Source organism: Amycolatopsis sp. 195334CR (assembly GCF_017309385.1).
GTDB lineage: Bacteria > Actinomycetota > Actinomycetes > Mycobacteriales > Pseudonocardiaceae > Amycolatopsis.
Map to the genome: position 1 here is coordinate 284,356 of NZ_JAFJMJ010000004.1, position 22,202 is coordinate 306,557.

Below are 22,202 nucleotides of genomic sequence, written 5' to 3' on the forward strand. Positions count from 1 at the left end.
CCATGGAGGGCAGTACCCCCGACGCCCCGGCCCTGGCCGCCGACGCCTCGGTCCCGGCTGCGGACCGCGTGGACCCGGTCACTGACGGCGCGGTGCCGGTTGCCGACGGCTCTGTACCAGCCGCCGGTGGCTCGGGTCCGGTTGCCGTGCCATCGGCAACGGCCGCCGGTGGCTCGGATCCGGCTGTCGGCCGCTCGGAACCGGTGGGCGGGCGGTCGGCTCTGGCCGACAGTCACCCGGCCGCGGGCGCCAGCCAGCCCGCACCGGGCGGCAGCCACCCCGTATCGGGTGGCGGGGCAGCGGCGCGGCCACGGTTGCCGCTGTCGTTCGCGCAGTCGCAGTTGTGGTTTCTCCACCAGCTTTCCCCGGGCACCACCACCTACCACGTCCACCACGGCTTCCGCGTCACCGGCCCGCTCGACGTCACCGTGCTGCGTCACGCGTTCACCCGGCTGATCGCCCGCCACGAGAGCCTGCGAGCCACCTTCCACGCCGACGACGGCACCCCCTACCAGCTGATCAGCGACCCCGCCGAGGCGGCGGTGACCGTCCTCGACCGCACCGGGCACCCGCCCGCCGAGCGCGACGCGATCGTGGCGGCCGAACTCGCCCGAGCCGCCGCGGTGCCGTTCGATCTGGAAAACGGGCCCCTGGCCCGGTTCCTGGTGCTCCGGCTGGCCGGCGACGACCACGCGCTGGGCATCGACTGCCACCACCTGGTCACCGACGGCTGGTCCGGCCGAGTCCTCAACGCCGAACTGTCCGAGCTGTACGGCGCCCTCCTCACCGGCACCGAACCCGACCTGCCCGAACCACGCGCGCGGTACCGCGACTTCGTCGCCGGGCAGCGCGCGGGATCCGACCGCCTCACCCGGCAACTGGAGTTCTGGGAGCGGAGGCTGGCCGGGCTCCCGGTACTGGAACTCCCCGCCGACCGGCCGCGGCCGATCGAGCCCACCGCGACGGGCGGCACCGTCACCGCCGAACTGGACCCGGCGCTGGTGACCGCGCTGAGCGAGTTCTGCGCCCGCCACGAACTTTCCCGGTTCACCGTGCTCGCCACCGCGCTGGCCGTGGTGCTCTCCCGGTACACCGGGGCGGCCGACATCCCGATCGGCGTGCCGATGCACGGCCGCGGTGATCCCGACTTCGAGGACGTCGTCGGGTTGTTCGCCAACATGGTGGTGCTGCGCACCGACCTGTCCGGCGACCCGTCGTTCGGCGAACTGGCCGCCAGGGTCGCCGACGCCGTGCTCGACCTGCTGGACAACCAGGACGCTCCCTTCGAGATGGTGGTCGACCGGGTCAAACCGGTGCGCGAACCCGGCCGCAACCCCCTGTTCGGCGTGGCCGTGCAGGTGCTCGACGCGGGTAACTCGGCCACCGCCGCGACGCTGCCTGGCCTCACCGTGGACTGGCTCGACGAGGGCGCCACCCAGCCGATGTTCGACCTGAATCTGAACTTCTTCGCGGTGGGTGGCGGGCTGCGGGCCCAGCTGTCCTATGCGAGCGAACTGTTCGACCGGTGGCGGATCGAGGCACTGCTGCGGCACGTCCAGCACGTGCTCGCCGCGGTGCTGAACGACCCCTCGCTCCCGGTGTCCCGCATCCCGCTGCTTTCGGCGCGAGAACAGGAAGAAGTGCGAGCCGCCGGACGAGGACCGGAGGTCGAACCATGGACCGACCCGGTGCACGTGGTGGTTTCCCGGGTCGCCGCGGCGAGCCCCGGCGCGGTCGCCGCGATCTGCGAAGGCGCGGAACTGAGCTACGGCGAACTCGACCGGCGCGCCCGCGCCCTGGCCGGACACCTGCGCGCGAACGGCGTGCGACCCGGGCAGATCGTGGCGATCGCGCTGGACCGCTCACTGGACGTGCTCGTCGCGATGCTGGCGGTGTGGTGGGCCGGCGCCGCGTTCACCGTGCTCGATCCGCGCCACCCACCGCACCGGCTGGCCTTCATGCTGCGCGACACCGCGGCCCCACTGCTGATCACGCGACCCGAGTTCGTCGACGGCCTGCCGCCGTCGTCCGGCTGGCAGGTGCTCACCCTGGACAAGGACTTCCCGGAGACCACGGCAGAGGAACCGCAGTCGCCGGACGCGCTGGCCTACGTGCTCTACACCTCCGGATCCACCGGACGGCCGAAAGGCGTGCTGATCGACCACCGCGCGCTGTCCTGCTTCCTCCAGGGCTACCACCGCACCTTCGGCTTCGCCCCCGGTGACCGCATGCTCCAGCTCCCGGCGATCACCTTCGACATGTCGCAGGGGGAGATCTGGGCCGGGCTGACCATCGGCGCCACGCTCGTGCTGGTCTCCCACCAAGAAGGACTGTCGCCGGAAGCGCTCGTCGAGCTGATCCGCGAAGAGCGCGTCACCTACGCCGGACTGGCCCCGGCGATGCTGTCCCTGCTGGACGCCGGGCCGTACCCGGACCTGCGGTACGTGATGAACGGCGCGGACCGGCTGCCCGCCGAGCTGGTGAACAAGTGGAACCTGCCGGGCAGGCGGTTCGTGAACCTCTACGGCCCGACCGAGGCGGCGGTGGCCTGCACCGAGTACGTGTGCGAGCACGTCACGTGGCGGACGGGCCCGCCGATCGGGGGACCGGAGCCCAACCGGCTGCTCTACGTCGTCGATCCGGCCGGGGAACTGGTACCGCGCGGCGTGCCGGGCGAACTGCTGATCGGCGGCGAAGGCCTGGCCCGGGGTTACCTGAACCAGCCGGAGCTCACCGCGCGCGCGTTCGTGCCGGACCCGTTCCGCGAGCACGGCCGCGTCTACCGCAGCGGGGATCTGGTGCGGTGGACCGAGAACTGGCAGCTCGAATTCCTCGGCCGCGCCGACAACCAGGTGAAGCTGCGCGGCCTGCGCGTGGAACTCGGGGAGATCGAGGCCGCGCTGCTGACGCACCCGCGCGTGCGGATGGCCGTCGTGCTGCTGCGCACCGATCCACCCGGGGAGCCCTGCCTCACCGGTTACTACACCGGCGAGGCGGAACCGGGGGAGCTGCGGCGGCACGTCGCCGACCGCCTGCCCGAGCACATGGTGCCCACCGCGTGGGTGCCGCTGGCCGCGTTCCCGCTGACCACCGCGCGCAAGGTCGACCGCAAGGCGCTGCCCGCACCGGAGTTCGAGGCCGACGCCTTCGCCGGCGCGGAACCCGCCACCGCCACCGAGAAGGCGCTCGCCGACATCTTCGCCCTGGTGCTCGGCGCCGAGCAGGTCGGGGTGGACACCAACTTCTTCGACCTCGGCGGGAACTCGCTGCAGGCCATGCGCGCGGTCAGCCGGATCAACAAGACCTTCGGCATCCGCGGAAACCTCCGCCTGCTCTACGGCGGGATGCCGCTGACCGAGATCGCGATCGCCGTGGACGAGCTCGTCGCGGCGAAAGCCGGAGAGAGGGGACCGATCCAGCCATGACCGACTCACCACCCGAGGCCGTGCCGGAAACCGGCGAAGCCCCGGTCAAATCCCTGTGGCACAACGCGGACTTCCTGAAGTTCTGGACCGGGGAGACCATCTCGCTCTACGGCAGCCAGATCAGCATGCTGGCGCTGCCGCTGACCGCGATCTACGTCTTCGACGCCTCGGCCGAGGAGATCGGCTGGCTGCGGTTCCTGCAGCTGGCCCCGTTCCTGGCCTTCGCCATGCTGTTCGGCGCGCTGGTCGACCGGATGCGGCGCAAGCCGATCATGGTCGCCTCGAACGCGGTCCGGATGGTCCTCATCGGACTGGTGCCGGCCCTGGCGTGGGCCGGGATGCTGGACATCGGGCCGTTGTTCGTGATCGCCTTCCTGATCGGCGTGGCCTCGGTGTTCTTCGACCTGAGCTGGATGGCCTACCTGCCGGTGCTGATCAAGGACCGGCGGCTGATGGTGGAGGCCAACGCGAAGATCGGCATCACCGCGTCCTCTTCGGACGCCGCCGGGCCGAGCGTGGCCGGGGTGCTGGTGAGCGTGTTCACCGCGCCGTTCGCCATGCTCATCGACGCGATCTCCTACCTGGCCTCGCTGGCCGCGCTGCTGATGATCAAGGCGAAGGAAGCGAAGCCCGAGCCACCCGCGGCGGGACGGCACCTGTGGCGGGAACTGGTCGACGGACTGCGGTTCGTGTTCGGCCACCGGCACCTGCGGGCCATCGCGGTGGTCGGGGTGTTCGTGAACTTCTCCATCACCGGGGTGTCGGCGATGTTCATCGTGTACGCGGTCCGGGACCGGGGGATCGACGCGGTCCTGCTGGGCGTGATCTTCTCGCTGGCCGCGATCGGCGGCATCATCGGCTCGATCGCCGCGCCGCCGCTGCTCAAGCGGATGCCGGTGGGCGGCGCGTACCGGCTCGCGTTGTCGCTGATCTTCGTGGCGCCGGTGCTGATCCCGCTGGCGCCGTCCGCGCGGGTGTCCGCCATCGTGTTCTTCGTCGGCTCGTTCCTGCTCGTCTCGGTCGGACTGGGCATCTCGAACGTGCTGGTCCAGTCGCTGCGGCAGAACCTGACGCCGAACTCGCTGATGGGCCGGATGAGCGCGGCCATGCGCATGGCGCTGTTCGGCGGCGGTGCCCTCGGCGGCCCGGTCGCCGGTGCCATCGCCACCTGGTGGGACCTGCGCACGGCGCTGTGGTTCCTGAGCGCGCTGTCGGTGGTCATGCTGGTGCCGCTGATGCTGTCCCCGGTCGGCAGGCTGCGCACCATGCCGACCACCCCGCCCGAGGACTGACCGCCGAGTTCGCCGAAAGCACCACGGGAAATCGAGTTGATCTTGTAACCTCCCCGCGGTGGACAACCTGACGACAACCCAGATCGACCGGCTGCACAACCTGATCCGGCGCAGTCCCGTGTTCAGCGGGATGCGGGTGGCGCTCCACCACGACCACGTGGAGGTGCTCGAGCCGGAGCAGCTGGAACTGTCGTTCGCGCCGGTCTTCGACGCCGTCGAAGGCGCCCCGATGAGCGAGTGGGCCGACCTGGTCGACGACCGCCTCGAGCGCATGATCAAGGCGGTCACCGGCGGCAGCCCGGAACTCGACGGACCCACCGAGGACCTGCTCGGCCGCATCTACGCGCGGGTGCGGCCGATCGAGGGCAGCCCGGTCGAATGGTGGAAGTACGCGCCGGAGATCGCGCCGGGCCTGCTGCTGGTGCTCGCGCTCGACCACCCCGACCGCATCGCCATCCTCAACGACGAGCAGATCGCCCGGCACGACTTCGACCGGCTCGCGCAGGCGGGCATGGAGAACCTGTGCGGCCAGCTGCCCGACCGCTACGCCACCTCCGGTGAGGTGCACCTGTTCCAGGGCAACGACTACGTGGCCTCGACCGTGCTGGTCATGCCGTACGTGGTCGAGGCCGTGACCGGGTCGCCCGACTGTCCCTTCGGCACGCTCGTGGCCATGCCGAACCACGGCACGATGCTCTTCCACGTGCTGCACGAGGCCAACGCCGCCCGGGCCGCGATGCGCGAGATCGCGGAGGTCGCGGCCGAGGAGTACGAGGCTTCCCAGCGGTCCGGGCCCGCCCCGGTCAGCAGGCAGGTGTACTGGTGGAGCCCGGAAGCCGGGTACCTGGTGCCGGTGGCCCACCTCGCCGACGGGGGCACCGGGGTCATCGGCGACGACCTGGTCACCGACTTCTCCCCGGAATTCCTGGACCTGCTCGACTCGTTGTGAGCCCTTACCGCTTGCCGACGGTGTAGGTCAGGTGCGTCGCCCTCGGGGACGGTTCCGAGCGGACCTGCTTCAGAGCCAGCCGGCCCGCGTCCACGCCCTCGAAAAGGCGGATCCCGGTGCCGAACAACACGGGCGACAGCGCGATCGAGAACTCGTCGACCAGGCCCGCGTTCACGTACTCCAGGATAGTCGTGCCGCCGCCCGCGATGCGGACGTCCCGGTCCCCGGCGGCCTCGCGGGCCTGGTCGAGCGCGGCCTCGATGCCGTCGTTCACGAAGTGGAACGTGGTCCCGCCGGGACGCTCCCACGGGTCGCGTTTCTCGTGCGTCACCACGAAAACCGGGGTGTGGAACGGGGCCTCCTCCGGCCACGCGTGCGCACCGGCGTCGAACATGCGCTTGCCCATCACGCTGGCGCCGGTGCGCTCGAACGTCTCCCGCAGGATGTCGTTGTCGCGCCCTTCCTCACCGCCCTCGCCGAACTTCAGGTTCTCCCGGAAGAACCGCTGCGGGAAGACCCACTGCTGCAGTTCCCGCCACAGCGGGCCCATCAAGTCCTCAGTGGACTCCGGCGCGATGTACCCGTCCAGCGACATCGAGACGCTGAAGAACACCTTGCCCGCCATCAGTTTTCCCCCTGCCCGACGAGTTCGGCGACGTAGGCGGCGAGATTGCCCAGGGTCTGCTCGCCAGCCTCGATCGCGTGGTACTTCTCGACCGCCTCGTCCCGCAATTCCTTGGTGGGGAACACCGTGTGCATCTCGATGCGGGTCGCCGCACCGGTGGCCTCGAAGGTCAGGACCGATTCGAAGGCGTTCGGGTCCTCGCGGGATTCACCGTGCACCATGGCGATCCGCTCCGGCGGGGTGATCTCGGTCCAGGTGATCCACTCGGGGTAGTCCGTCCCGTCCGGTCCGTGCAGCACGAAGTCCCACGCCCCGCCGACGCGGAACTCGAACCCGCGCGTGGTGGTGGTGAACCCCGCCGGTCCCCACCACCGCGACAGGTGCCGTACCTCGGTGAAGGCTTCGAACACCAGCTCCCGTGGGCCGTCGATCACCCGGGACAGCACGATCTCGCGGTCGGCTGTTGCGCTCATCGGTCACTCCTCCTGCTTTTCCCGCTTCAGTTCCCGCACGTACGCGTCCAGCCGGTCGAAGCTCTCGTGCCAGAACCGCTCGAACCCGCCGGTCCACTCGTGGACCGTCCGCAGCCCGCGGGCGTCGAGGCCGTACAGGCGCTGCTTGCCCGCCCGGCGGTCCCGCACCAGCCCGACCTCGCGGAGCACCCGCAGGTGCTTGGACGCGCGCGGCTGGCTCATCCCCAGTTCGTCGGCCAGCTCGGTGACCGGCCGCTCACCGGCGCGCAACAGCACCAGGATGTCCCGGCGCTGCGGTTCGGCGATGGCGTTGAAGACGTCCGACGTGGTCGCTGCTCGTGCCATGCCGGAATCATATGCCCATATCGGAATGCGTCAAGTCAGGAGGTCCGCTCCGTCTGCCAGAGTCCGTCGGCGGTGCCCTCGGCCACGTGCTGCTCGTACACGCGGACCTTGGTCGTGATCACGTCGAGGCAGTCGGTGAGTTCGGCGATCTTGGCGACCACGTGGTCCTGGTGCGCCCGCAGCAGTTCGAGCCGCTCCGGCTCGGTGCCCGGGCCCTGGCGGACCAGTTCGGCGAAGCGCCGGATGGTGGCCAGCGGCATGCCCGACGCGCGGAACTTCGTGCAGTTGAGCAGCCAGGTCACGTCCTGTTCGGTGTAGACGCGCCTGCCGCCGGGATCGCGCCGCACGGGCGCGGCGAGCAGGCCCTCGCGCTCGTACAGGCGCAGTGCGTGCACGCTCATCCCGGTGCGTTCGGCGACCTGGCCGATGCTGAGTTCTGCTGTGGTGTCCGACACGGAGGCCACGCTACGCTGTTGACCTAGACCTCGGTCTAGCACCTAGTTTCCGCCGTCATGAGCACACGCCAACACAAGATCGGGTCGGGGTTCGGCCACCGGAGCACCGCCCGCGAAGTCCTCAGTGGACTGGACCTGAGCGGCAAGCTCGCCGTGGTCACCGGTGGGTATTCGGGGCTGGGCCTGGAAACCACGCGCGCGCTGGCCGCCGCCGGGGCCCACGTCGTCGTGCCCGCGCGCCGGGTCGCCGAAGCGCGGGCGGCGGTCGCGGGGATCGCCGAGGTGGGGGAGTTGGACCTCGGCGACCTCGCCGGCGTCCGGGCGTTCGCGGACCGTTTCCTCGCCTCGGGGCGCGGCATCGACCTCCTCATCGGCGGTGCCGGGATCATGGCCTGCCCGGAAACCCGCGTGGGACCGGGCTGGGAGGCGCACTTCGCGGTCAACCACCTCGGGCACCACGCACTGGTGAACCACCTGTGGCCGTCGATCCGGCCGGGCGGGCGGGTGGTCACCGTGTCCTCGGCCGGGCACCAGCTGTCCGGGATCCGCTGGGACGACGTCCAGTTCGACCGCGGTTACGACCGCTGGCTCGCCTACGCCCAGTCGAAAACGGCGAACGTCCTTTTTGCCGTGCACCTCGACGCGCTCGGCCGGGAGCACGGCGTGCGCGCGTTCTCGGTGCACCCCGGCGCGATCCTGACCCCGCTGCTGCGTCACCTCACGCGCGCGGAAATGGTCGAGCGCGGCTGGGTCGACGAGCACGGCGAACTCGCCGATCCGGAGTTCAAGACCCCGGAACAGGGTGCGGCCACTCAGGTCTGGGCGGCGACTTCGTCCCAATTGGACGGTCTCGGCGGGCTCTACGCGGAGGACTGCGACATCGCCGAGCCCACGGACCGCGCGGACATGGTCGCCGGGGTCCGCGCCCACGCCGTCGATCCGGGCGAAGCGGCCCGGCTGTGGGCGCTTTCGGCACGGCTCACCGGGGCTGACGCGTTCGCCGCAGCACCTCGATGAGCTGTTCCTGTTTCAGGTGAGCCGGCCGTCCTCCCGGTGGATCCAGTACCGGCGCAGCATGCGCAGCACCACCGACACCTGCAGCGCGGAGATCCCGGGCAGGGGCGCCAGATCCCGCGTGAGGAAGTCGGCCATCTCGTCCTCGTTGCGGAACACGCCCTGGTGGATGACCGAGGTGGTCCCGGCCACGATCGAGACGTACCGGGCCGACGGGTGCCTGGCCAGTTCCTCGGCCACCGGCTGGATGGCGCCGGGGGAGATGGTCAGCGCGATGACGGCCTCCAGCCCGTACCCCAGCAGCGCGGGCTCGACCTCCACGCGCGGGCGGACGATGCCGCGCCGCAGGATCGATTGGATCAGCCGGTAGGTGGTCGACTGGCTGAGGCCGAGCACCCGGCCCGCTTCCGCGGCGGTGATCCGCCCGTCCCGCTGGAGCAGCGCGAGCACGCGGCGTTCGTCCGCGCTCACCTTGACCCCGCCGGCGCTCGCCGTGCCGACCGGTTCCTCCGCGCGCGCGAGGAGGTCGACCTGGGCCTCGGAGAGCCGGTGCAGCCGCCAGGAGTCGGCCCTGGTCAGCGCGCGCAGCACCAGTTCCGAATGGGTGCCCGCCACCCCGGGCACGCCGGGGATGCGCTCGGTCAGCAGTTCGCGGGCCTGCGCCCGGTCGGGCAGGTGCGCGGCCAGGTAGACGTCGGACCGCCCGGAGGTCTCCGCGACGAGCTGCGCCTCGGGCAGTCGCGCCAGCGCGTGCGCCACCCGGCCCGCGGCCCCGGGCTGGGTGGTGACCCAGACGTGGCGCGGATTGCCCTCGGCCCGTGCCGACCACTCGACCTGCCCGATCACCCGCAGGAGGCGCTGTTCGGCCAGGCGGGTGAGCCTGCGGCCGACCGTGCTCGCGGACATGTCGAGCGCTTCGGCCAGCACGGCGGCGGACGCGCGGGGCGCGACCTGGAGCGCGGCGACCAGGTCGAGATCGGCCTCGTTCAACACCGGCTGACTGTATCACGCAGATCAACCGTCAATTTTGACTGGATCATGCGGTTTCAGCTTTGTACTTGCACTATTCAGCCACCTGCCCTTGTAATGGGGCACCCGCAACCCAGGGAAGGAGTCAGGCCCGATGAGCACCAGCCAAGCCAAGCCGGCGTCCCGAGTGCTGAACCTGCTGTTGCGCGCCCTCGACGGCGTCGAGCGCCTCGGCAACAAGCTGCCACATCCGTTCTGGCTCTTCGTGATCCTGAGCGGGGTGCTGGCGCTGGCCAGCTGGGGCCTGTCCGCGGCGGGCGTGTCGGCGGTGAACCCGGCGACCGGCAAGACGGTCGAGGCGAAGAACCTGCTCTCCGCCGACGGCGTGCGCACGATGGTCGAGGACGTGGTGAAGAACTACACCTCGTTCCCGCCGCTGGGCACCATCCTGGTGGTCATGCTCGGCGTGGCGGTGGCCGAGCGCTCCGGCCTGCTCGCCGCGGTGCTGCGGTCGGGGGTGTCGAAGGTGTCGCCGCGCTGGGTGACCTTCGCGCTCGCGTTCACCGGCATGGTCTCGCACGTGGCCTCCGACGCCGCCTACGTGGTGCTGATCCCGTTGGGCGCGATGGCTTTCCGGGCGGTCGGCCGGAGCCCGATCCTCGGCATCGTGGTCGCCTTCGTGTCCATTTCGGCCGGGTACGACGCGAGCCCGCTGATCACCCCGTCGGACGCGATCCTGTCCGGGCTGACCACGGCCGCCGCGCACACCATCGACCCGTCGTACGTGGTGACCCCGCTGGCCAACTACTTCTTCTCGCTCGCCTCGTCGTTCGTGCTGGCCGCGGTGATCACGGTGATCACCGAGAAGGTGCTGGCGCGGCGGGCGGAATCGATGCCGGTGGACGAGGACGCCGAACAGGACGACCTCGGCTCGCTGAAGCTCAGCGCGCAGGAGAAGCGGGGCCTGCGGGCCGCGCTCATCGCGCTGGTCGTGTTCGCGGTGGCACTGGTGGCGGCCCTGCTGCCCGGTTCGTCGCCGTTGCGCGGGGAGGGCGGCAGCATCGTCCAGTCGCCGCTGCTCACCTCGGTCGCGATCTTCCTGGCACTGGGCTTCCTGGCCGCGGGCTGGGCGTACGGCAAGGTGGCGGGCACGGTGACCAGCAGCCGGGACATCCCCGGTTTCATGGCCCACGGATTCCGGGAAATGGCGCCGATCCTGGTGCTGTTCTTCGCCATCTCGCAGTTCCTCGCCTACTTCAAGTGGACCGGCATCGGCGAGATCACCGCGATCCACGGGGCCGAACTGCTCAAGGCGGGTGGCGTCTCCGGTCCGGTGATCCTGCTCGGCATCCTGCTCGTGGTGACCGTGATCAACCTGGTGGTGACCAGCGGCTCGGCGCAGTGGGCGCTGGTCGGCCCGGTGTTCGTGCCGATGCTGATGCTGCTGGACATCCCGCCGGAGACCACGCAGGCGCTCTACCGCATCGCCGACTCGTGCACCAACGCCATCACCCCGATGAGCCCGTACTTCGTGATGGCACTGGGCTTCCTGCAGCGGTACCGCAAACAGGCTGGCATCGGCACGCTGCTGTCGATGACCATCCCGCTTTCGCTCACCCTGCTCGTGGTCTGGACCCTGCTGTTCTTCGTGTTCTGGGGCTTCGGCATCCCGCTCGGCCCCGGCGCGCCCATCCGATAGAAAGGAACTCCCGTGTCACGCACCGCCGACTGGTCCCGCGGGGCCCTGCCCGGCCTGCTCGCCGACCTCCGGATGGTCGTCGAGCTGGAAACCCACAGCTACGACAAGGCCGCGCTGGACGCCGGTCTCGGCGCGATCCGGTCGTGGGCGGCCGACCGGCTGGGCGAGCCGGACCGGGAAGTCCGGCACCGCAGCGAGGTCCGGGGCGACGTGCTCGAGCTGACCTACCGCGGCACCGCCGAGGGCGAGGTCCTGCTGCTGTGCCACTACGACACCGTGTGGCCCACCGGCACGCTCGACGGCTGGCCGTTCACCGAGGCCGACGGCCGGGTCACCGGGCCGGGCGCGTTCGACATGAAGCTCGGGCTGGTGCAGTCGGTGTGGGCGTTGCGCGGCCTGCGGGAACTCGGCCTGCCGCACCCGTCGGTCAAGTTCCTGTTCAACGGGGACGAGGAGATCGGCAGCCCGTTCTCGCGGCCGCTGATCGAGGCCGCCAGCGAGGGCACCGTGGCGAACCTGGTCTTCGAGGCCGCGGTCGACGGCAAGCTGAAGACCGCGCGCAAGGGCGTCGGCCTGTTCGACGTGACCGTCACCGGGGTCGAGGCGCACGCGGGACTGGACCCGTACAAGGGCGCGAGCGCGGTGCACGCCCTCGCCGAGGTGGTCACGCGGGTCGCGGCGGCCGGTTCGCGCGAGCACGGCACCACGGTCAACGTCGGCACCATCAGCGGCGGCACCGGCCGCAACGTCACCGCCGGCCAGGCCACCTGCGGGATCGACGTGCGGGTCGCCGAACCGTCCGAAATGGACCGGATCGACGCGGTTTTCGCCGGGCTCAAGGCATCCGACCCGCGGGTGACGGTCTCGGTCACCGGCGAGTGGAACCGCCCGCCGATGACCGCCAACCCGCCGTCGGTGGCGTTGTTCGAGCGGGCGCGGAAGGTGGCGGAGGAGCAGGGCTGGACGCTGGAGGACGCCGCCGTGGGCGGCGCCAGCGACGGGAACTTCGTCTCCGCGCTGGGCCGCCCCGTGCTCGACGGCATGGGCGCGGTGGGCGGCGGCGCGCACGCGCGTCACGAACACGTTGTCGTGGCGCACATCCCGGAGCGCACCGCGCTGACCATCGGCCTGATCGCCGCCCTCGCCTGAGCCCGGGCAGGCGGGTCAGCCGAACAGCTTGCCCGCCTGCTCGATGATGGTCAGCACGCTCAGCACGCCGAACAACGCCACCGACCAGCCCAGCACCGCCATCCGCCCGCCGCGGATGCGGATCGGCTTGGGCAGCACGCGCCGGTTCAGCACGATCAGCAGTCCGGAGTAGATGAACATCATCAGCCCGCCCACGCAGGCGGAGATGACCAGCAGGATCAGCGGCTGGGCGAACCCGGCCAGCACGATCACACAGCCCGCCAGCACGAGCACCCACACCACGGCGAAGTAGAGCGTGCTCTCCTTGACGTGCTTGGCGTACGCGGTCTTGATCACGTCCGCGGTCAGCCTGCTCGAGTAGTCCACGATGCCCAGCGCCGCGGCGAACAGGGCGAACGCGCCGACCACCCAGAACAGCGTGCCGAACCAGGCGCCGACGGTCTCCTTGAGCACCTCGCCCTCGATCTTGAGGAAGCCGATGTTGTTCGGCAGCCCCGGCCTGCCGTACACCGTCGAGTAGGCCAGCAGCGAGGTGAACATGATGGACAGGAAGGTGATCAGCACGAAGGTGTAGAGCTGCTCGCGGTTGGCGAAGCGCCACCACGAGCGCCACCGCCTGAGGTGCTCGTCGGTCGGTTCGAAGATGAACCCGGTGCTCGGCGCGGCCTCCGGTTTGCCGGTGACCGGGCTCTTGATCCGCGGCACGTACTTCCCCATGCCGAAGCCCTTGTCGCGGATCCAGTTGCTCTGCACCAGGTTCTGCCCGCCACCGGCGCCGGCGAAGGCCAGCGCGCCCATCAGGAACGCCAGCCCCAGATCGATCGGCACGCTCGCCTCGGTGACGATCTTGGGCACGTCCGCCCAGGCTTCGGCGGTGATCGCGACCACCGCGCCGACGGCCAGCAGCACCAGCACCGCGGCCACCTTGAGCATCTCGGCGCGTTCGAGTGCCACGTAGACCACCGGCGCCAGGGTGAGGATCAGCCCGATGGCGAGCAGCAGGCCGACCGAGATCCACTGGACGTTGCCGCCCCACAGGTAGGTGATCATGGTCGCCGAGCTGGTCGCCCAGCCGGGCCACAGGTTCGCCAGCATGGTCAGCACGGCGAAGACCAGACCCCAGTGCCGCCAGTAGCGGCTGAAGCCGGTGAGCGCGGTTTCGCCGGTGGCGAGGGTGTAGCGCTCGATCTCCATGTTCAGGAAGAACTGCGTGGCCAGGCCGATCAGCGCCGCCCAGACGAAGACCAGGCCGACCTGGGAGGCGATGTAGGGGAACAGGATGAACTCGCCCGAGGCGAGCCCGACCCCGGCGGCGATCACGCCGGGGCCGATGATCCGCCAGGTCGACGCCGGTGGTTCGGGCAGGGGCCGCAGTTCGGGGGCGGGTAGGTGTCTGCTCACCGGGAACCGCCCGGTGGCCGAGGTGGTCACGTCGTTGTGCTGCCTCGTCATCGTGGTGATCCCTCCGCGCGAACCAAGGAGATCTTGGAGGGGGATGGTACCCGGAAACCCACCCGTTCGGGTGATGACTTAACCGGCCCTCGCCCGGTGGACGAACGCGGCCACCGACGCCCGGTTGCCCAGGCCGAGCTTGCGGTAGCTGTGCTCGACGTGCTTGTGCACGGTCCGCACGGAAATGCCCAGGCCACGGGCGATCTGCTGGTCGGTGGCCCCGTCGGCGAGCCGGTGCACGACCTGCCGTTCGCGCTCGGTCAGCCGGGACAGCCGGTGGATGTCCGGCGGAGCGGACGTCCGCGCCCGCCTGGCCGCGGCCTGGGCGAGGTGCGGGGCCAGGAGTTCGGTCAGTTCCCGGTCCCGGCGGGTGAACCCGCGCCGGGACCGGTTGACCGCGACCGCCGTGCCGTGCCGCCCGGTGAGCGAGGCGAGCGCGAGCAGTTGGTCCACGGTGCCCTGTGGCCGGTAGAACTCCGTGTAGAGCGGCAGCGCGCGCAGGGCGGCGGGCGAAGCGAGATCACTCAGCGCGACCGAGGAGCCGATCGCCAGCCTGCCCGAGCGGTACGCGGCGAACCCGGGGTGCTGGGCGATCGCGGTGGCGAAACCCCGGCGGTGGAACAGGTTGCGCTCCGGGCGGGTGCTGTTCGCCGCGGTCATCGTGCGGGCGACGTGGTCGCTGGTGATCACGCTCGCCTGCTCGCCGCCCACCAGGTCGCGGAGCAGGTCCAGCGCCGCCGCTTCGGCGTCCGGGTCGTCCTCGTTGAGCCGCCGGACGACGGCCAGCGCCCGGCGCAGGTCGCGGGAGGTGGCCTCGGGCATGGTGGACAAGAGGCGGCGGGACCGCCCCGGATACTCACACCGCCGGGCCGAGCCTCGCGAAGTACTGCTGGTCCTGCGCGACGAACGGGCGCTGCACGATCGGATTGCCCCCGACGTTGACGAACGTGAGGTGCAGTCCGGTGAACTGGTTGCGCAGCGGGTGGTAGAGGTCGAACGGCCCGGCGCTGTGGTGCGTCTCGACGACCCAGCGCTGGCTCTGCCGCGAGTCGCACGGGTGCAGCACCACCGCGGCGTCCACGTGGACCCCGGACGGCATGACGCAGTAGCCGGGGAAATCGCGGGGCTGGATGGTGTAGGTGTTCGCCGCGCCGGTGCCGGTGAAGTGCCAGTCGAAGACGGTCGACGGGCTGAGTTCGCCGCGGGTCAGGCCGAACGCCACGCGCATGCAGTCGGCGTAGTAGTCGTCGCCGCGCAGCGAGCAGAAGGTGGTCGGTGTGTCCGCCGGTGCCGCGTTCGCGACCGTGGTGCCCAGCGCGGTGAACGCGCAGAACGCCAGCGCCAGCGAGCGGATTCTTCTCCCCATTTTGTGTTTTCCCCCTGTGCCGGTGAATTCCGCCGGATGGCGGCTGCGACAAGGAAAACAGCGTGCGCCCCCGCCCCGGTATGGGGAGAACTGCGTAGGCTGCGCCGGTATGAACGCCGCACTGGTGATCGTGGATGTGCAGGAGATGCTGGTCCCGCTCGTCTGGCGGGGCGCGGAACTGGCCGACCGGATCGCCGGGCTCGCGCGGGAGGCGCGGCGGAACCACGTGCCGGTGATCGCGTTGCAGCAGATCGGGCCGAGCGGCACGGAGTTCGACCCGGACAGCCCCGGGACACGGCTCGACTCGCGCCTCGGCCTCGCAGCCGAGGACGTGGTGATCCAGAAGACCGCGACCGACGCCTTCTTCGGCACGCACCTGGCGGCGCTGCTCGCCGAACGGGAGCTGGACACGATCGTGCTGACCGGCATCGCGACCGACTACTGCGTCGACGCGACCGCGCGTTCCGCGCTGAGCCACGGCGTCGACGTGGTCCTGGTCGGGGACGGGCACGCGCCGGTGGCCGAGGGTGATCCGGAGGCCGGGCTGACCGCCGAGCAGATCATCGGGCGGCACAACCGGATCCTGGCCGCGGCCAGGCACCCCGGCGGCGAGCTGACCGTGCGCGCCGCCGCGGAAATCGTCTGGTGACACCCCCAAATCTGGGGATACGACCGTCCTTTCCCGCCGCGGAAACTGAACGTCGAGTCGCGCGGCCGCGTAGACGATCAGCTTACGACCACTTCAAGGCGATCTACCGCAAAACCGGCGTCACCAGCAGAGACGAACTCATGGCGGGCTGTCGACCTAGGCGGCAGGCGTAACCGGGCGAAGCCGTCGCTGGGGCTACCGGAGCCGTCACCGTCGCTGGGCTATCGGGCCCTGCCGCTCGTGGGCACCGAGGCCGTGTCGCTTGTGGGCACCGAGGCCGTGCCGGTCGGGGGAGGCGCCGAAGCCGCCGCACCCGCCGTGTTGCCGTGCCGTCAGGCGGCGACCGGGCACGAAGCCCGCGACCACAAACCCGGCGACCACAAACCCCGTGACGACAAACCGCCACACCACTGCTTCCGTGCTGGTTGACTTACCTCCCTCCGGCTGCCAGTATTCCGCTGACCCCAGCTTGGAAACGTTTCCAACACCCGCCCCACCCGCGTGGAAACGTTTCCAAACAACGATCCGAGGTGGAGCGACGATGACGCCAACCCGCGCCACGCTGATCCAGGTGGCGCAGCGTGCCGGGGTCTCGCTGGCCTCGACCTCCCGCGCGCTGCACGGCACCGGCGCCAGCCCGGCGATGGTCGAGCGCGTCCGCGCCGCCGCGGCCGAGCTCGGTTACAGCCCCGACGCCATCGGCCGGTCCCTGCGGATGAAGAAGACCTTTCAGATCGCCTTCGCCGTCGCCGACATCGGCAACCCGGTCTACGTCGAGATGATGCGCGCGATCCACGAAGTGCTGGCGCCGCGGGGTTATCGCGTGGTCGTGATGTCCACAGGGGACACTGCCACCTCCACCGCCGAACTCGTGGGCAGCCTCGGCAGCGGAGTGGTGGACGGACTGATCGTCAGCCCCCTGCGCACCGACGACCGCCTGGTCCGCGAGATCCAGGAGGCGCCGGTGCCGGTGGTGGTGATCGGCCGCGCGCTGGACGACCACGGCATCAGTTCGGTCTCCACCGATTCGGCGGGCGGGATCGGCGAAGCGGTCCGGCACCTGCACGCGATCGGCCGCCGCCGCGTCGGTTTTCTCAACGGCCCCCTGGACACCACCCCGGGCGCGGCGCGCCAGCGGGGCTTCGACGCGGCCGTGTCCGCCGACCGGACCGAGGTGGAGGTGGCGGCGGACTTCACCGTCGCCGCCGGCCTCGAAGCGGCGCGGCGGTTGCTCGCGCGGGCCGACCTCGACGCCGTGGTCGCCGCCAACGACCTGCTCGCGATCGGCGCCATCCGTGCCGTGCGCGAGCGCGGCCTGTCCGTGCCGGAGGACGTGGCGGTGACCGGGATGGACGACACCGAGATCGGGCGCGTGTTCCTGCCCAGCCTCACCAGCGTTTCCCTCGGCTCGACCGAACGCGGGCACGCGGCGGCCCGGCTGATGCTGGCCCTCGCCGACGACCCGGCCAGCGAGGCGCGGCAGATCGCGGTCAGCCCGGAGCTGGTGGTCCGCGAGTCCACGGGCGGGGACGCGTGACGGCTCGGTGATCCGCCGCACGTCAGTCTGAAGTGGACGGTCACGCGGAGTGCGAGTATGAGCTACCAACGGGGACCCACCTGGAGGTTCAGGTGGGTCCCCGCCGTAGCGGACTACCGCTTGATGTAGAGGTCCCACGACCAGGTCGACGCGGAGCAGAAGTAGTCAGACCACCGGCCGTTCTGCTTGCCGGAGTAGCCGTTGATCTGGCAGTCCCCCTCGGTCGACCAGCTGGACTCGTAGTGGTACCTCGGGTCGATGCCCGCACTGGCGGGCTGCGCGAGCGCGATCGTGGACGCCAGCGCGCCCAGGATGGTGGCTGCCGCGATCTTCTTCATCGGTGTAACCCCAGTTCTCTGCCTTGGAACACGTGCGCGCACAAGAAAACACGAACCGGGCTCGCTTGTCCGCCGAACGGGAGGGTTTCACGCGTGGCTGAAGGCTTCGGCGCGGCGGGGTGCCGGAGTCGCGCCCCTAAGGGAAGCCCCGGCACCTCCCTGAACTTTTCGGACAAGGGTGGCTCCCCACCCGTTCCTGGCGCCACGATGGCCGCAACCAAGAGCACCAGGAGAGCCGTGAACGCCGCTTCGACACCGCCCGCCCGGCCCGCTGTCCGGCGCTCCCGCGCGCTGACCGCCTTCGCCGGCGCGGGCTGCGCGCTGGCGTTCGTCCTGCTCGGTGTGCTGGTGCGCAACGAGATCCCCGCGGTCGACCGATGGTTCGCCGGCTCCGTGGTCCTCGTGCCGGGAGGTCCACCGCACCAGGTGGCACTGGTCTTGAGCACCCTGACCGTGTTGTCCTGTGCTGCTGTTCTCGTCGCGGTGGCGGTGCGTGCCTGGTGGCGCCGGCCGCGGCACGGTGCGGATCTGCTGTGGTGCGTCGCGCTGTTGCTGGGCTGCGGACTGCCGGCCGCCCTCCAGTTCGGCTTCCGCCGCCCCGGGCCGCCTGGGCAACCGGAGGGTTTCAGCTACCCCAGCGGTCACGCTTCGGTCGCGGGCGCGTTCGCGGTGGTCGCGGTGGTGATCGCGGCGTTCTTCGTGCGGAAGTGGCTCCTCGCGGTGGTGGCCGTGCAGGGTGGCGCCCTCCTGCTCACCATGGCTTCCCGCGTAGCACTCGCCGAGCACTACGTCACCGACGTGCTCGGTGCGGTCCTGGGGGTCTGTGCCGTCGGTTTGCTGGGGGCCAGCGTGGTCGGGCGCTGGTGGGTGGAAGCCGGTTCCCGTCACCCCGCCTGAGGATTCGCGCGACGACATTCGTCCAAGACCGATGGCCGGCGGCCGTGCACCATCCCCGTATGAGCGAGAACGATGTCGAGCGTGAGCCGGGGATGCACGTGGTGCACGACGGTCCGCGGCAGGCGCCGCCCCTGGTGCTCATTCACGGATCGGGGGCCTCGGGTGCCTCGTGGAGCCCGGTGGTCCCGGCACTCGCCGCCCACCACCACGTCATCCGGGTCGACCTCCCCGGCTGCGGTCAGTCCCCGCCCCCACCGTCCTACGAGGTGCCCGTGCAGGCGAGCCGGGTGGCCGCGGTGCTCGACGACCTCGGCCTGCGCGACGTCGCCGTCGTCGGGCACTCCAGCGGTGGTTACGTCAGCACCGCCCTTGCCGAACAGCGCCCCGACCTGGTGCGGTCGATCGCGCTGATCAGCTGCGGCCCGCAGCTCGGCGCGCTGCTCCCGCAGCCGTTGATCCTCCGGATCCTGCTGGGCCCGCCCTTCGGCCCGCTGATCTGGCCGCGGCGCTCGGACGCGATGATCCGCAGGGGAATCCTGGCGACGGCCGCTCGCCCGGTGGACATACCCGACGACACGGTCGCCGATTTCCGGCGCACCTCGTACCACGCGTTCAGGACGCTGACGCGCCACAACACCGCCTACCTCGCCGAGCGCGGCGTGCCCGAGCGCCTCGCCGCCCTCCCCGTTCCGGTGCTGGCGATCTTCGGCGCCGCCGACCCCCGCTGGGACCCGTCCTCGGTGCACCGGTACGAAGCGGTTCCGCAGGCGCGGATCGAGCTGCTGCCCGGCGTCGGGCACCTCCCGATGTTCGAAGCGCCCGAGACGATCAGCGAACTGCTGCTGGGCTGGACTTCGCGGCAACAGGTCCCCGGTGCCTAGACTGGTCGCATGTCGCCGACCGGGGCACCGCCGGACTGGACGAAGATGGACATCGCGGTCCCGCGCCCGCCGGATCGGCTGCCGGGGATCAGCATGGCCGGGTTCCGCCAGCTCGACGTCGTCCCGGTGGACATCACCATGGTCGCGCACCCCGCCGTCACCCTGCTGATCGAGCTGAGCGAGGGGGAAATCGTCGTCCGCGACAGCCGCGGCGGGCACGAGCGCGGCAGCGTCGTCATCGGGCTCGTGCCCGGCGACCTGCGGGCGGGTGGCCGCGTGGGCGAATGCCTCCAGATCCGGCTGCGGCCGGACGTGGCGGCCGCGGTGTTCGACGCGGCACCCGAGCTCAGCGGGACGATGGCACCGCTGGCGGAGGTCTGGGGGCGCGACGCCGGGCGGTTCGAGGACAGGTTGCGCGCCGCCGCGTCGTGGGACGAACGGTTCACCATCGCGGCCGAGGTCGTCGGCCGGCGGCTGCGCGCCCGCACGCCGGTCGAACCTGAGGTCGCCCACACCTGGCGGCGGACGCTCACCAGCCGGGGGCTGGCCCCGGTCGACAGCCTGGCGAGCGAGGTCGGCTGGGACCGCAAGCGCCTGTGGTCCCGCTTCCGGTCCCAGCTCGGCATCAGCCCCAAACGCGCCGGCCGGCTGGTGCGGTTCGACCACGCCGCCCACCTCCTCGCGGCCGGTCACACCGCCGCCGGCGCCGCCGCCGAGACCGGTTACGCCGACCAGTCCCACCTCCACCGCGAGGTCAAGGCGTTCACCGGGCTCACGCCCTCGGCCGTGGCCGTCGCGCCGTGGCTCGCCATCGACGACGTCGCGTGGCCGGTTTCCCCCTAGCGAAGTGGCCGCTCAGGCCGCGCTACCACCCCAGGCGGCCGTGGCGTAGTCGGCGAAGTCCACCGGGTCGCGGCCGAGCACTGCGGCGACGTCCGGGCTCACCGGCTCGTGCTCACCGCGCCGGATCCTGCCGAACACCATCGCCAGCAGCTTCGCCCAGCTCTCCGGCACCCCGGCGGCTTCCTGCTCCTCGAGGAACTCGTCGTCGGTGACGTCGGTGAACGTCACCTCCCGGCCGGACGCTCTGGCGATCTCCGCCGCCGCCTCGCCGAAGCTCAGCGACCGCGGGCCGGTGAGCTCGTAGATCTGCCCGGCGTGCCGGGGATCGGTCAGCGCCGCCACGGCCACCGCGGCGATGTCGGTGGCGTCGATGAACGGCTCCCGCCCGCCGCCGGTCGGCACGCGCAGGTCGCCCGCGAGCACGTAGTCGCGGAACTGGCCGAGGTCGAAGTTCTGGTTGAACCAGCTCGGCCGCAGGATCGTCCAGTCCACACCGGACTCGCGGACCGCGTGCTCCACGTCCATCAGCTCCGGCAGCCCGTACTCCTCGATGCCCCGTCCGGACAGCGCGACCAGCCGGTGCACGCCGCGCTCGACCGCGAACCGGATGAACGGCCGCGCACCGGTCACGTCGTCGTCCGGGAACACCAGGTACACCGCGTCGGCGCCGGTCACCGCGGCGTCCCAAGTGGACTCGTCGGCCCAGTCGAAGCGCACCTCGCCGGAGCGGGACGCGGGCCGCACCCGGTGCCCCGCCGCCCGCAGGCCGGAAACCACGTGGCGGCCGGTCTTGCCGGTGCCGCCGAGAACCAAGGTCGTTGTTGTCATGGGACCCAGTCAACCGGCGCCGACGGAGACTGAACATCATCGATCTGCTCGATCGCATGTCCATTCGTCTACGCTGTCGGCATGGATCCTTTCGCCGACCTGGTTCGCGGCGTCCGCGCCGACGGTGCCCTGCTGGGGCACTCGGTGCTCACGCCGCCGTGGTCGGTGCGGTACGTGCACGAGGCCCAGTTGACCCTCTGCGCGGCGCTGGAGGGCTCCGGCTGGCTGGTGCCCGCCGACGGCGAGCCGGTGCGGCTCACCCCCAACGCGATGGCCGTGGTCCGCGGGCCGGAACCGTTCGTGGTCGCCGACGAACCAGGCCGCCTGCCGGTCGCGACCGTGCGGCGGGGTGAACTGTGCACCGTCGCTCCGTCCGGCGAATACCTCGTCGACGCCGCATCTCCCGGCCCGCTGGCCACCGGCGGCGGCGCGACCCTCGTGGTCGGCGCGTACCAGGCGCCCGGCGAGGTGGGCACGCGACTGCTGGACGCGCTTCCCCCGGCGCTGGTGGTTTCGGGGGAGTCCGTGCCGTACGTGGAACTGAAGCTGTTCGCCGATGAGGTGTGCTCGCTCGAACCCGGGCAGCAGGTCGTCCTGGACCGGCTGCTGGACCTTCTGCTGGTGGGCACGCTGCGGGCCTGGTTCTCCCACGAGGACACCGAGCCGCCCGCGTGGTTCTCCGCGCTCGGCGACCCGGTGATCGGGCCGGTGCTGCGGGCCATGCACGCCGAGCCGGGCCGTCCGTGGACCGTGGTCACCCTGGCCAAGGTCGCCGGCGCGTCCCGGGCGGCGTTCGCCCGCCGGTTCACCGCACTGGTCGGCGAGCCACCCCTGGCCTACTTGACCAGTTGGCGGATGACCCTGGCCGCCGATCTGCTGCGCAGGCAGGGAACTTCGGTGGCCTCGGTGGCGAGCCAGGTCGGTTACGCGGACGGCTTCGCCTTCAGCTCGGCGTTCAAGCGAATCCGCGGCGTGAGCCCGAGCGCCTACCGCGCGGGCTGAGCCCCGGCCGGCCG

Annotated in this window: 22 protein-coding genes; 12 read left to right on the top strand and 10 right to left on the bottom strand. The window is 71.1% G+C overall.

Features of this window, described 5'->3' with window-relative positions; genetic code table 11:
- Positions 1–2 precede the first annotated feature (2 nt).
- From JYK18_RS45110 to JYK18_RS45120, 3 genes are read left to right on the top strand one after another with little or no spacing between them, the layout of a single operon-like run.
- Positions 3–3,425 carry a non-ribosomal peptide synthetase gene (locus tag JYK18_RS45110; RefSeq protein ID WP_206810428.1) on the top strand — a complete coding sequence of 1,141 codons (3,423 nt, stop codon included), beginning with the start codon at positions 3–5 and terminating at the stop codon, positions 3,423–3,425.
- Positions 3,422–4,717 (top strand): MFS transporter, encoded by a 1,296-nt coding sequence (locus JYK18_RS45115; protein WP_206810430.1) that lies wholly within the window; start codon positions 3,422–3,424, stop codon positions 4,715–4,717. The genes JYK18_RS45110 and JYK18_RS45115 overlap by 4 nt, the downstream gene beginning before the upstream one ends.
- A gap of 58 nt (positions 4,718–4,775) precedes the next feature.
- Positions 4,776–5,666 (top strand): hypothetical protein, encoded by an 891-nt coding sequence (locus JYK18_RS45120; protein WP_206810431.1) that lies wholly within the window; start codon positions 4,776–4,778, stop codon positions 5,664–5,666.
- A 4-nt stretch (positions 5,667–5,670) separates the two neighbouring features.
- On the opposite strand, the gene JYK18_RS45125 is transcribed toward JYK18_RS45120, so the two are convergent.
- Genes JYK18_RS45125 through JYK18_RS45140 form a run of 4 tightly spaced genes read right to left on the bottom strand, consistent with a single transcriptional unit; the run spans position 5,671 to position 7,564 of the window.
- Positions 5,671–6,291: a dihydrofolate reductase family protein gene (locus JYK18_RS45125; protein WP_206810432.1), complete on the bottom strand. Its 621-nt coding sequence runs from the start codon at positions 6,289–6,291 to the stop codon at positions 5,671–5,673.
- Positions 6,291–6,764, bottom strand: a complete 474-nt coding sequence (locus JYK18_RS45130) for an SRPBCC family protein (RefSeq protein WP_206810433.1) — start codon at positions 6,762–6,764, stop codon at positions 6,291–6,293. Before JYK18_RS45130 ends, JYK18_RS45125 begins: the two co-directional genes overlap by 1 nt.
- 3 nt (positions 6,765–6,767) lie before the next feature.
- Positions 6,768–7,109, bottom strand: a complete 342-nt coding sequence (locus JYK18_RS45135) for a helix-turn-helix transcriptional regulator (RefSeq protein WP_206810434.1) — start codon at positions 7,107–7,109, stop codon at positions 6,768–6,770.
- Between the two features lie 35 nt (positions 7,110–7,144).
- Complete coding sequence (locus tag JYK18_RS45140) at positions 7,145–7,564, bottom strand: MerR family transcriptional regulator (protein WP_206810435.1); 420 nt, start codon at positions 7,562–7,564, stop codon at positions 7,145–7,147.
- Positions 7,565–7,621: 57 nt separating this feature from the next.
- Here JYK18_RS45140 and JYK18_RS45145 point away from each other — a divergent pair, with 57 nt between their 5' ends.
- On the top strand, positions 7,622–8,581 hold the full coding sequence (locus JYK18_RS45145) for an SDR family NAD(P)-dependent oxidoreductase (protein WP_206810436.1): 960 nt from the start codon (positions 7,622–7,624) through the stop codon (positions 8,579–8,581).
- A gap of 12 nt (positions 8,582–8,593) precedes the next feature.
- Here the strand turns inward: JYK18_RS45145 and JYK18_RS45150 are convergent, their stop codons facing one another.
- On the bottom strand, positions 8,594–9,571 hold the full coding sequence (locus JYK18_RS45150; protein ID WP_206810438.1) for an Lrp/AsnC family transcriptional regulator: 978 nt from the start codon (positions 9,569–9,571) through the stop codon (positions 8,594–8,596).
- 130 nt (positions 9,572–9,701) lie between these two features.
- Between JYK18_RS45150 and JYK18_RS45155 the strand changes: the two genes are divergently transcribed.
- Both JYK18_RS45155 and JYK18_RS45160 read left to right on the top strand, forming a co-directional pair.
- Positions 9,702–11,246: an AbgT family transporter gene (locus JYK18_RS45155; protein WP_206810440.1), complete on the top strand. Its 1,545-nt coding sequence runs from the start codon at positions 9,702–9,704 to the stop codon at positions 11,244–11,246.
- Between the two features lie 72 nt (positions 11,247–11,318).
- Positions 11,319–12,395, top strand: coding sequence for a M20 family metallopeptidase (locus JYK18_RS45160; protein ID WP_206810814.1), 1,077 nt, complete (start codon positions 11,319–11,321; stop codon positions 12,393–12,395).
- A gap of 15 nt (positions 12,396–12,410) precedes the next feature.
- Here JYK18_RS45160 and JYK18_RS45165 read toward each other — a convergent pair whose 3' ends face one another.
- The 3 genes from JYK18_RS45165 to JYK18_RS45175 all read right to left on the bottom strand — a co-directional run bounded on the left by JYK18_RS45165 (position 12,411) and on the right by JYK18_RS45175 (position 15,213).
- Positions 12,411–13,847 (bottom strand): Nramp family divalent metal transporter, encoded by a 1,437-nt coding sequence (locus JYK18_RS45165; RefSeq protein WP_206810441.1) that lies wholly within the window; start codon positions 13,845–13,847, stop codon positions 12,411–12,413.
- Between the two features lie 78 nt (positions 13,848–13,925).
- Entirely contained in the window at positions 13,926–14,669 is a 744-nt protein-coding gene (locus tag JYK18_RS45170) for a LuxR C-terminal-related transcriptional regulator (RefSeq protein ID WP_206810442.1), read from the bottom strand.
- 34 nt (positions 14,670–14,703) lie between these two features.
- Entirely contained in the window at positions 14,704–15,213 is a 510-nt protein-coding gene (locus tag JYK18_RS45175; protein ID WP_206810443.1) for an RICIN domain-containing protein, read from the bottom strand.
- Positions 15,214–15,322: 109 nt separating this feature from the next.
- On the opposite strand from JYK18_RS45175, the gene JYK18_RS45180 reads away from it, so the two are divergent.
- A complete protein-coding gene (locus JYK18_RS45180; RefSeq protein ID WP_206810444.1) occupies positions 15,323–15,862 on the top strand; it encodes an isochorismatase family cysteine hydrolase in 540 nt (179 codons plus the stop codon).
- Positions 15,863–16,403: 541 nt separating this feature from the next.
- Positions 16,404–17,399 (top strand): LacI family DNA-binding transcriptional regulator, encoded by a 996-nt coding sequence (locus JYK18_RS45185; protein ID WP_206810445.1) that lies wholly within the window; start codon positions 16,404–16,406, stop codon positions 17,397–17,399.
- Between the two features lie 113 nt (positions 17,400–17,512).
- Here the strand turns inward: JYK18_RS45185 and JYK18_RS45190 are convergent, their stop codons facing one another.
- Positions 17,513–17,737 carry a hypothetical protein gene (locus JYK18_RS45190; protein WP_206810446.1) on the bottom strand — a complete coding sequence of 75 codons (225 nt, stop codon included), beginning with the start codon at positions 17,735–17,737 and terminating at the stop codon, positions 17,513–17,515.
- Between the two features lie 237 nt (positions 17,738–17,974).
- Between JYK18_RS45190 and JYK18_RS45195 the strand changes: the two genes are divergently transcribed.
- Genes JYK18_RS45195 through JYK18_RS45205 form a run of 3 tightly spaced genes read left to right on the top strand, consistent with a single transcriptional unit; the run spans position 17,975 to position 20,358 of the window.
- The gene (locus JYK18_RS45195) at positions 17,975–18,634 is read left to right on the top strand and encodes a phosphatase PAP2 family protein (RefSeq protein WP_206810448.1); all 660 of its coding nucleotides are present in this window, start codon (positions 17,975–17,977) and stop codon (positions 18,632–18,634) included.
- A 59-nt stretch (positions 18,635–18,693) separates the two neighbouring features.
- Positions 18,694–19,515 carry an alpha/beta fold hydrolase gene (locus JYK18_RS45200; RefSeq protein WP_206810451.1) on the top strand — a complete coding sequence of 274 codons (822 nt, stop codon included), beginning with the start codon at positions 18,694–18,696 and terminating at the stop codon, positions 19,513–19,515.
- A gap of 9 nt (positions 19,516–19,524) precedes the next feature.
- On the top strand, positions 19,525–20,358 hold the full coding sequence (locus tag JYK18_RS45205) for an AraC family transcriptional regulator (protein ID WP_242584604.1): 834 nt from the start codon (positions 19,525–19,527) through the stop codon (positions 20,356–20,358).
- Between the two features lie 12 nt (positions 20,359–20,370).
- Here JYK18_RS45205 and JYK18_RS45210 read toward each other — a convergent pair whose 3' ends face one another.
- A complete protein-coding gene (locus tag JYK18_RS45210; RefSeq protein ID WP_206810453.1) occupies positions 20,371–21,186 on the bottom strand; it encodes an NAD(P)H-binding protein in 816 nt (271 codons plus the stop codon).
- An 81-nt stretch (positions 21,187–21,267) separates the two neighbouring features.
- Here JYK18_RS45210 and JYK18_RS45215 point away from each other — a divergent pair, with 81 nt between their 5' ends.
- Entirely contained in the window at positions 21,268–22,188 is a 921-nt protein-coding gene (locus tag JYK18_RS45215) for an AraC family transcriptional regulator (protein WP_206810455.1), read from the top strand.
- Positions 22,189–22,202 lie beyond the last annotated feature (14 nt).

Coding starts and splice junctions, on each gene's coding strand:
- JYK18_RS45175 (WP_206810443.1), bottom strand. CDS start 15,213: ATGGGGAGAAGAATCCGCTCGCTGGCGCTGGCGTTCTGCGCGTTCACC.
- JYK18_RS45125 (WP_206810432.1), bottom strand. CDS start 6,291: ATGGCGGGCAAGGTGTTCTTCAGCGTCTCGATGTCGCTGGACGGGTAC.
- JYK18_RS45130 (WP_206810433.1), bottom strand. CDS start 6,764: ATGAGCGCAACAGCCGACCGCGAGATCGTGCTGTCCCGGGTGATCGAC.
- JYK18_RS45110 (WP_206810428.1), top strand. CDS start 3: ATGGAGGGCAGTACCCCCGACGCCCCGGCCCTGGCCGCCGACGCCTCG.
- JYK18_RS45190 (WP_206810446.1), bottom strand. CDS start 17,737: ATGAAGAAGATCGCGGCAGCCACCATCCTGGGCGCGCTGGCGTCCACG.
- JYK18_RS45170 (WP_206810442.1), bottom strand. CDS start 14,669: ATGCCCGAGGCCACCTCCCGCGACCTGCGCCGGGCGCTGGCCGTCGTC.
- JYK18_RS45205 (WP_242584604.1), top strand. CDS start 19,525: ATGTCGCCGACCGGGGCACCGCCGGACTGGACGAAGATGGACATCGCG.
- JYK18_RS45185 (WP_206810445.1), top strand. CDS start 16,404: ATGACGCCAACCCGCGCCACGCTGATCCAGGTGGCGCAGCGTGCCGGG.
- JYK18_RS45200 (WP_206810451.1), top strand. CDS start 18,694: ATGAGCGAGAACGATGTCGAGCGTGAGCCGGGGATGCACGTGGTGCAC.
- JYK18_RS45165 (WP_206810441.1), bottom strand. CDS start 13,847: ATGACGAGGCAGCACAACGACGTGACCACCTCGGCCACCGGGCGGTTC.
- JYK18_RS45210 (WP_206810453.1), bottom strand. CDS start 21,186: ATGACAACAACGACCTTGGTTCTCGGCGGCACCGGCAAGACCGGCCGC.
- JYK18_RS45135 (WP_206810434.1), bottom strand. CDS start 7,109: ATGGCACGAGCAGCGACCACGTCGGACGTCTTCAACGCCATCGCCGAA.
- JYK18_RS45180 (WP_206810444.1), top strand. CDS start 15,323: ATGAACGCCGCACTGGTGATCGTGGATGTGCAGGAGATGCTGGTCCCG.
- JYK18_RS45215 (WP_206810455.1), top strand. CDS start 21,268: ATGGATCCTTTCGCCGACCTGGTTCGCGGCGTCCGCGCCGACGGTGCC.
- JYK18_RS45155 (WP_206810440.1), top strand. CDS start 9,702: ATGAGCACCAGCCAAGCCAAGCCGGCGTCCCGAGTGCTGAACCTGCTG.
- JYK18_RS45145 (WP_206810436.1), top strand. CDS start 7,622: ATGAGCACACGCCAACACAAGATCGGGTCGGGGTTCGGCCACCGGAGC.
- JYK18_RS45115 (WP_206810430.1), top strand. CDS start 3,422: ATGACCGACTCACCACCCGAGGCCGTGCCGGAAACCGGCGAAGCCCCG.
- JYK18_RS45160 (WP_206810814.1), top strand. CDS start 11,319: ATGGTCGTCGAGCTGGAAACCCACAGCTACGACAAGGCCGCGCTGGAC.